This window comes from Rhodopirellula maiorica SM1 (assembly GCF_000346295.1).
Classification (GTDB): Bacteria; Planctomycetota; Planctomycetia; order Pirellulales; family Pirellulaceae; genus Novipirellula; species Novipirellula maiorica.
On sequence record NZ_ANOG01000100.1, the window covers coordinates 1 to 8,391 of the forward strand.

Sequence of the window (8,391 nt, forward strand, 5' to 3'; positions counted from 1 at the left end):
GCCCACTACCGCCGCCCATACCACCCACTGCCGCCGCCAAATTGGCCAAGCACGGGTACGCCAGCGAAGGCAGCAGGCAATTGGATATTCAGCGGTTTATCGGTCAAATTTTTGACCAACACGTTGGCAATGGTCGCATTGATCGGGATGAATTTGACGTCAACCTGTCCCGCATCCATTGCCGCGAACATTTCCGCGTGGATCGCGTCATCGGCGCCCGGCAAATCGTCTGCACGCAACGATGCCGTCGTCACGACAAACAACGTCAGCAAACAGGTAGGCAACGCCAGCACGTTCGGACAAAGAGAAGATTTGATCACGCTTAGGTTCCTATTCATCGATTCGCCTCATTGAAAATGAGGTGGGTAGACCGGGTGTATTGTCGACAGGCTATGTCGAGAAAAGCAGCATGTCGTTCGACAAATCGAGGCCAACCGAATCGTGCCACGGTCGCAACAGGTCTTGCGTTGCCAAACGTCACGAACGAGTTTTTGCCAAACAGACGCGTATTATCATAGTCGCTTTCGCGGATCGCACCAAATAAAAATCGGATACCCCCACGTAAGAAACCATCTGAAATAGACAATGTCATCGTTAGCGACAACCTAAACCGAATAATCCTTGAAAACGGAAGTTTTCAGCAACGAAAAGGCCAGACTTTCCTCAAATTGGTTGGATTTTTCGCTGTGGCAATTAGGATGCTGGTTGTTCGCTAGCTCGAAACGGATCCAGCCGCGGCGGTCCCAGCCGATTCGATCGGTTTGAATTGCGACCAAGAAACAGCCTCTGCACCCACCCCCCCTCTGCTAGAGGAAATATCTGTTTCCCAGCGTCACCGCTGGATGAGCCAGCGTGAAAACAGGCGAGCGAAATTCGTTCTCTGGATGTTTCCCCCATTCGTTTTCAGCAACGCATCACCCCTCTCAAGCTTTACTTCACGAAGGATCCTGTAACCGATGAAACGCAAGACCACCCTGTACTCCATGCTCTTCGCCGCAACTGCCTTTGGCATGTTGGTGGCTCCAATTCAGCATGGTATCGCCCAAGACAAAGCTGCCGACAAAGCAGTCGAAGCGACCGAAGCCGTAGCAGACCAAGAAAAACCAAAGGCCGACAAGCCTCAGGCAGATAAGAAAAAACAAGACGCGGCGGCGAAAAAGGCGGCTGCCAAAAAAGCGGCTGCTGAGAAAAAAGCAGCCGAAGCAAAGGCAGCTGCGGATAAAGCAAAGAAAGAAGCCGCTGCAAAGAAAGAGGCCGAGATGAAAGCGGCTGCGGAAAAGGAAGCCGCCATGAAGGCCGAAGCCGCTAAGAAGGCTGCGGCCGAGAAGAAAGCTGCCGCGGAAAAGAAGGCTGCCGCAGAGAAGAAAGCCGCTGCCGAGAAGAAGAAGGCTGCAGCTGAAAAGGCTGCCGCAATGGAAGCCGCCGCCGCGAAGGCCGCTGCGAAGATCGAAGCAGAAAAAGCGGCTGCAGCCGCCGCCGCGGCTGCGACCCCCGTCGCAACGCCTGCTGAGCCTGCTCCTGCTCCCGCTCCAGCACCGCAACCAATGGTCGAAGAAGCAGCCCCGGTTGCTCCCGAAGCCGTCGTTGTTCCGGCAACCGAACCCGCTCCGATCGTCTACGAAGATTCTGCTGGTTGCTGTGGCGAAGTCATCGTCGAATCGGTTGGTTGCTGTGACCCTGCACCGGTTTGCTGTGCGCCAGTAGCCCCCGTTTGTTGCGAGCCAGCTCCTGTTTGCTGCGAGCCCGCTCCGGTTTGCTGCCCACCGGCTCCCAAACACTGCGGATTGCTGCACCACATTTTCGGCATCTTCAACTAAGTGGTAAACCGCGTCGTAGGAACGACAATGCCTCAACACAAAACGGCCTGCGATCTGTATCGCAGGCCGTTTTTTTATTCGGTCAACAGCGGAGGTTTGATCGTAGCCTGGACGCTCGAGCGTCCGTGACTATAGGTCCTATCTGAAAACGACTCAAAGTCACCGTTCGCTCGGCGAAAGTTGTGGGAAGAATCCGCTCTCGCGAAGCGAGAAACCGCTTTTCAGACAGAGCCTAGCGACGCTGCGAACGCCTTCTTTAGCTGCTCGGTCGCGGCATCCGCTTTCTCGGTTGCAATCACCGCGTTGACCTGCAGTTCGCTCGTTCCGATCATCTCGATATTGATTCCCAGATCCGCAAGTTGCTTGAACAGGATCGTCCCCACATGCGTGTGGCTACGCAGCCCAATACCGCTGACGGTGATCTTCGAGATATCGGTACCGCTTTGGATATCGCGCATCCCATGTTTTTTGCAAATCGCTTGGCCGACCTCGACACTATGGTCAATCGCATCGTCGTTGATCGTAAAACTGACGCTGGTCGACCCGTCTTCGCCGTCGTACCCCTGCACGATCATATCGACAAAAATGCCTGCTTCCCCAATCGTTTCGAACATGTCGGCCGCGATGCCTGGCTTGTCTGGAACGCCATGCAGCGTCACCCGAGCTTGGTCCTTGGTCAAGGAAATACCGGTCAACGTCAACGCCTCGAGCGCATCCGCCTGCAATCGGCTAATCAACGAATCGACATCGGCACGATTGCCGCGTTCCGAACGGATTTGATGCCACGATTTGGCGTCATCCGGTTTCTGATGAAGCGAGAAGGCTTGATGCACTGCCCGCAGCGCTGCGGCGGCTTGTGAACGTGGAACCAGCGTCGAGATTTTGATCTCGCTGGTGGTGATCATTTGGATATTCACTCCGGCATCGGCCAACGCGCGGAACATTGTCGATGCCACGTTGGTTTGCTTGGCCATGTTCACACCGACCACCGAGACCTTCGAAACTTGGTCGTCATAGGTGACCGCGTCCGCTCCGACAACCGGCACCACGCCTTCGAGCGTTTTGAGGGTCATCTGCAGATCTTCTTGTCGAACGGTGAACGAGATATCCGCGCGGCCTTTGAGCCCAACGTTTTGGACGACCATATCGACAGCGATTTTCTTGGCGGCGATTGCCGAGAACACCTGCAAACTTTTCCCTGGAACATCAGGCACGCCAAGCACGGTCACGCGAGCTTCACTTGGGGTCATCGCGGCGCCACAAACCGAAGCCGTCTGTGATTCGGTTTCGGCCACGATCATCGTTCCTTCGGCGTCCGAAAAACTGCTGCGAACGTGGATCGGAACGTTGAATTTCTTGGCAAATTCGATACTGCGATTGTGCATCACGCCAGCCCCAAGGCTGGCCAATTCGAGCATTTCGTCGTAGCTGATCACTTCGACGCGGCGAGCTTCGGGCAATAACCGCGGGTCGGTCGTGTAGACGCCATCGACGTCGGTATAAATTTCACAGGCATCCGCCCCCAGCACCGAGGCCAATGCGACGGCGGTCGTATCGCTGCCGCCACGTCCCAACGTGGTGATATTCAAATCATCATCGATACCTTGGAAACCGGCGGCCACCACGATGTTGCCTTCGTCCAACAGTCGTTCGATTCGCTCAGTCGAAATCGATTGGATTCGTGCCTTGCTGAAACTGTCGTCGGTCTTCATTCCGATCTGACCGCCGGTCAGACTGACCGCCTTGGCACCCAGCGCATCGATCGCCATGGCCACCAGCGCCACACTGACTTGTTCGCCGGTGCTGACCAACATGTCCATTTCTCGCGCGGGCGGATGAGAGCTGACGTCGCTGGCAAGTTTCAATAACACATCGGTATTCTTTCCCATCGCGCTGACCACCATCACCACGCGATTGCCTTGCTGCTGGGCGCGGATTGCCTTGCGTGCGGCCGCGCGGATCTTTTCGACATCGGCGACGCTGGTACCGCCAAACTTTTGAACGATCAGTGACATGGGAAGAAATGTGAAATTGAAGGGGAAGTAATGGGGGGAAAACGAATGATGCCAGGGAATAGGGCAGCTCAAGTACGCTACGACTTGATGAACGCGTCCATCAAATCCCAACCGTGATCGAAACGGCGACCGCTCGCACCGGCAGCGATCTCGTCGTACGTGGTTTGCGAATCGGCAGCGACACCGGTTCCTGAGATCAGCAGCGGTACCATGCCGTGAGTGTGTTTTTTGGTGCTGCAAAATGTCGGGTGATCCGGAGTCACCAAAATGCGGTAATCGCCCTGTTTTTCCAACGCATCGAAAAGCGGAGCCACGATCGATTTGTCGATGCTTTCGAGAGCTTTGATCTTCTCGTCAGCGCGTCCTTCGTGCGACGCTTCGTCAGGAGCTTCGATGTGGACGCAAACGACATCATAGTTTTCGAGGGCTTCGACCGCCGCACGGCCTTTGGCTGCGTAGTCGGTATCGAGATAACCGGTGGCGCCGTCAACTTCGATCCGTGGCCAACCCACCAGCGCGGCGATGCCTCGCAGCAAATCGACGGCGGTGATCATCGCGCCGCTCAATCCATAGCGTTCTTGAAAACTCGGCAACTGTGGCGCCCCGCCGAGTCCCCACAACCATACATTCGTCGCTGGCCGCTTGCCCTCGGCGATCCGTTTCTGGTTGACGGGATGCGACGCAAACAGCTCGGCCGATTCGCTCATCAAACGAACCAGCAAATCGCTGCCGGGACCACGTGGAAATTCGTCTGCCACCGACAAATCGGTCAAATCATGCGGCGCTCTCGAACGAGTGTCGCTCGAAAACGGAGCGGGAATAGACGCGTCGCCTCGATAGATCAGCAAATTTCGGTAGCTAACGCCCGGAACGAACTCAAAACGCGATGCGATCGGGTCGCCGTCGGCGGCGGCCTTGGCTAACAATTCCTGCTGAGCCGAACGCAACAGCTCAGCCCCTTCTTCGCTGGAAATATGGTCGGCGGTGAAGTCGACCATCGTTTGGTCTTCGATCGTGACCAAATTGCAGCGGACCGCCCAATCGTGTTCGCCCAACGTGATTCCTTGAGCGGCCGCTTCTAGGGGTGCCCGGCCGGTGAAATACACGTCGGGGTCATAGCCGAGCAAACAGAGGTTCGCGACTTCGCTGCCTGCCGGCAAATGGTCCGGTGTATTGTTGGCCAACCCAAGCGCCCCCGCCGCGGCGAGCCGATCCATCGCAGGCAAATTGGCCGCTTGCAACGGGGTGCGGCCGCCGAGCGATTCGATCGGTTCATCCGCACAGCCGTCGGGAATAATAATGACATATTTCATGGCGAATCCTCCGCCCACGCGGATTTTCAGTAAAAAAACGAGAATGGGGCAGTTTCCATTAGTCCCTGAATCCGCGAAAGGGGGCGTTTACGGGATCCTTCTGTTAAACTAGGCCACTTTGAAATTGAAGACTCGCGTGATTACGCGGTTCCCCATTGCAAAATCCTGCCCCACGATTCCCCCTCTCCACTTTCCCTTCCTCTCGCCAAGGCCAACCATGAAGTCCCCTATCTCTCGACGTGATGCCCTCAAAACCACGGCCGCAACTGCCGCCGGGATTGCCTTGTACCATGGCGCGGCAGCACGCCGGATCTCAGCCGCCGAAAGCCCGAACGAAAAATTGAACCTCGCCTGTATCGGCGTCGGCGGCCGCGGGGCTGCCAATGTAGGCGGCGTCCGCTCGCAAAATTTGATCGCGTTAGTGGATGTCGATGAGAAACGAGCCGAAGGTGCGTTCAAAAAATATTCGTCGGCCGAGCGTTTCAGCGACTATCGCAAAATGCTCGACAAACTCGGCAAAGATCTTGATGGCGTTGTGATCAGCACCCCCGATCATACGCATTTTCATCCTGCGTACGCCTCGATGCAGTTGGGGCTGCACACGTATCTGGAAAAACCGCTGGCCCACAACGTGTGGGAAACCCGTACGCTGACCGACTATGCGCGAGAAAACAAACTCGCCACTCAGCTGGGAAATCAACGTCACGCGATGCCCAACATGCACCGTGTCGTGGAATTGGTCCAAAGCGGTGCGATTGGCAAGGTCAACGAGGTGCACTGCTGGGTCGGCGGTAGCCGCGGGATGCCATCGATTCCCAAAGACACCCCCCCGGTTCCTGCGGGACTGGATTACGAACTGTGGGTGGGCCCCGCAGAAAAACGTCCCTACCATCCGTCCTTTTGTCCCTATGGCTGGCGTTTTTGGTGGGAATACGGCACGGGCGAAACCGGCAACTGGGGCTGCCACATCCTGGACATTCCGTTTTGGTCGTTGGGACTGCGATATCCAAGTCACGTCAATGCCAGAGGTCCCGAAGTGGACGCCGAGCGAACGCCCAAATCGATGCACGTTACCTACCGTTTTGACCAGACCAACCAAAACAGTCCGCTGGATTTGCATTGGTACCACGGCACGCCCGAGATCCTGGCCCAACGCGGACTCTCGGGCAAAGGCCACAACACGCTGTTCATCGGCGAAGACGGGATGTTGTTATCGGGCTTTGATAAACACGAGTTGCTGCCCGAAGAAAAGTTCGCCGACTTCAAACGGCCAGAACAATTTGTCCCCAAGTCACCCGGCTTTCACAAAGAGTGGATCGCTGCGTGCAAAGGCGGCGACGCAGCGACGTGCAACTTTGATTACACCGGTCCGATGGCCGAGACCGTCTTGCTCGGCAATGTCGCCTACCGTACCGGCGGATTCGACTGGAATGCCAAAACGTTGTCCACCGGCAACAACACCAAGGCCCAATCGCTGATCCAAACCGCCTACCGCAAAGGCTGGGAAATCGACTAACCCAATGTGGGATAGGCTTCCAGCCTGTCATCGGTGTTGACGACCGCCTACCTGTTTCCGCCGGTAGGCCTAACCGTTTTATTAGCGGGGCGGGGCGAGCCCAATGCCATCTACTTTGGTAGCGGCACCCGTTTAGTGCCAAAGTAGATGGCATTGGGCGCGAGCCGCCCGGTGTAAATTGAACGTCCTATCCCGCTGCAACCGGGCGAGGCCCCGCGCCGCACCGCTACACTCTCCCACTCTCCCACTCTCCCCGCCAACATCATGAAACAAATCCTCGCCCTCACGTTCTTATTGCTCCTTCCCACCCCGCTGGTCTCCGCCGCGGAACTAAAACTTGCATCGGTTTTCTCGGATCACATGGTGCTCCAGCGAGAGCAGAGCGTTCCGGTATGGGGCATCGCGGAGGCTGGCGAATCGATCACCGTCCAATTCGCAAACCAAACAAAGACCACCACGGCCGACGAGAACGGCAAGTGGAAAATCGAACTCGGTTCAATGGCCGCTAATAACGAGCCTCAGTCGTTGATCGTCGAGTCGGGCAGCGAACCACGCCGCGTCGAGCTAACCGACGTGTTGGTCGGCGAAGTCTGGTTGGCGTCGGGCCAATCAAACATGGAATGGGAAATGCAAATGAAGGCCGATTCCAAAGCCGACATCCCAAATTCGACTCATCCCAACCTTCGTCTGTTCGCGGTCCCGCTGACCACCGCACTGACGCCGCAAGACGATGTCGAGGCAAATTGGACGCGAAGTTCGCCGCAGACTTCGGCTAGTTTCTCGGCGATCGGCTACTACTTTGGATTGCGTTTGCACGAGGAACTTGGCGTTCCCGTAGGCATGATCCAAAGTGCCTGGGGCGGAACTCGGATCGAGCCATGGACCAGCGTCGATGGATTCGGCGCCGTCTCCGCGCTGCACAGTGAAGCCGATCGCATTCGCTCGCAAACCCCAGGCACGCCGGCCTATCGAAAATCCCAGCAAGCCCATTTGCAGAAAGTCCAGCAGTGGACCGAGTCGCTAGCCCACGCATTGGAGCAAAACCAAGCCGCACCTCCGCTTCCGCCTCAGCCCGCCACTTTGGCAAAGAACCACGGTACGCCGACGACGCTCTACAACGCGATGATCCACCCGCTTGTTCCGATGGCGATTCGCGGAGCGATTTGGTACCAAGGCGAATCGAATCGCGGCGACGGCCTAGGCTATGTCGATAAGAAAAAAGCCTTGCTCGCATCATGGCGAAACGCGTTCAAGCAACCCAAATTGCCGTTCTATTTTGTGCAAATCGCGCCCTATCAATATGGTGAAGAGGATCCTGAAATTCTGGCTCGTTTCTGGGTCGCTCAACACGAGTGTATGAAGATTCCCCACACCGGCATGGTGGTGACCACCGACATTGCCGATCTCAACGACATCCACCCACCTCATAAAAAGGAAGTTGCACGCCGGTTGTCGTTGTGGGCATTGGCGGACACCTACGACCAAGCCGACATCGATCCAAGCGGTCCGCTTTACGCGAACCATAAAGTCGACGGCGGGGCGATCCGTGTAGCGTTTAGCCACGCCAAATCAGGACTCACGTCACGTGACGGTAAACCGCTGACCGATTTCGAAATCGCCGGGATCGACGGCAACTTTTACCCTGCGACCGCGACGATCGATGGGAACCATATCATCGTTGAATCACCGAATGTTGCCGAACCAAAACAGGTACGGTTTGGTTGGAACAA

General features: G+C 56.5%; 6 protein-coding genes. 3 read left to right on the plus strand and 3 right to left on the minus strand.

What is annotated here, in order from left to right:
* Positions 1–5: 5 nt before the first annotated feature.
* On the minus strand, positions 6–338 hold the full coding sequence (locus tag RMSM_RS02860) for a hypothetical protein (protein ID WP_144057331.1): 333 nt from the start codon (positions 336–338) through the stop codon (positions 6–8).
* Between the two features lie 618 nt (positions 339–956).
* On the opposite strand from RMSM_RS02860, the gene RMSM_RS41945 reads away from it, so the two are divergent.
* Positions 957–1,817 carry a hypothetical protein gene (locus tag RMSM_RS41945; protein ID WP_201766992.1) on the plus strand — a complete coding sequence of 287 codons (861 nt, stop codon included), beginning with the start codon at positions 957–959 and terminating at the stop codon, positions 1,815–1,817.
* A gap of 221 nt (positions 1,818–2,038) precedes the next feature.
* Here RMSM_RS41945 and RMSM_RS02875 read toward each other — a convergent pair whose 3' ends face one another.
* Positions 2,039–3,832: an aspartate kinase gene (locus RMSM_RS02875; protein WP_008691314.1), complete on the minus strand. Its 1,794-nt coding sequence runs from the start codon at positions 3,830–3,832 to the stop codon at positions 2,039–2,041.
* A 77-nt stretch (positions 3,833–3,909) separates the two neighbouring features.
* Positions 3,910–5,145 (minus strand): cofactor-independent phosphoglycerate mutase, encoded by a 1,236-nt coding sequence (locus RMSM_RS02880; protein WP_008691316.1) that lies wholly within the window; start codon positions 5,143–5,145, stop codon positions 3,910–3,912.
* Positions 5,146–5,362: 217 nt separating this feature from the next.
* Between RMSM_RS02880 and RMSM_RS02885 the strand changes: the two genes are divergently transcribed.
* A complete protein-coding gene (locus RMSM_RS02885) occupies positions 5,363–6,661 on the plus strand; it encodes a Gfo/Idh/MocA family protein (protein WP_040763812.1) in 1,299 nt (432 codons plus the stop codon).
* Positions 6,662–6,925: 264 nt separating this feature from the next.
* Positions 6,926–8,391: sialate O-acetylesterase (locus tag RMSM_RS02890; RefSeq protein WP_008691320.1), on the plus strand; the 1,466-nt coding region annotated here is incomplete at its 3' end.

Bases quoted from the DNA above. Each gene is read 5' to 3' on its own strand.
- RMSM_RS02860 (WP_144057331.1), bottom strand. From the start codon at position 338: ATGAATAGGAACCTAAGCGTGATCAAATCTTCTCTTTGTCCGAACGTG.
- RMSM_RS41945 (WP_201766992.1), top strand. From the start codon at position 957: ATGAAACGCAAGACCACCCTGTACTCCATGCTCTTCGCCGCAACTGCC.
- RMSM_RS02875 (WP_008691314.1), bottom strand. From the start codon at position 3,832: ATGTCACTGATCGTTCAAAAGTTTGGCGGTACCAGCGTCGCCGATGTC.
- RMSM_RS02880 (WP_008691316.1), bottom strand. From the start codon at position 5,145: ATGAAATATGTCATTATTATTCCCGACGGCTGTGCGGATGAACCGATC.
- RMSM_RS02885 (WP_040763812.1), top strand. From the start codon at position 5,363: ATGAAGTCCCCTATCTCTCGACGTGATGCCCTCAAAACCACGGCCGCA.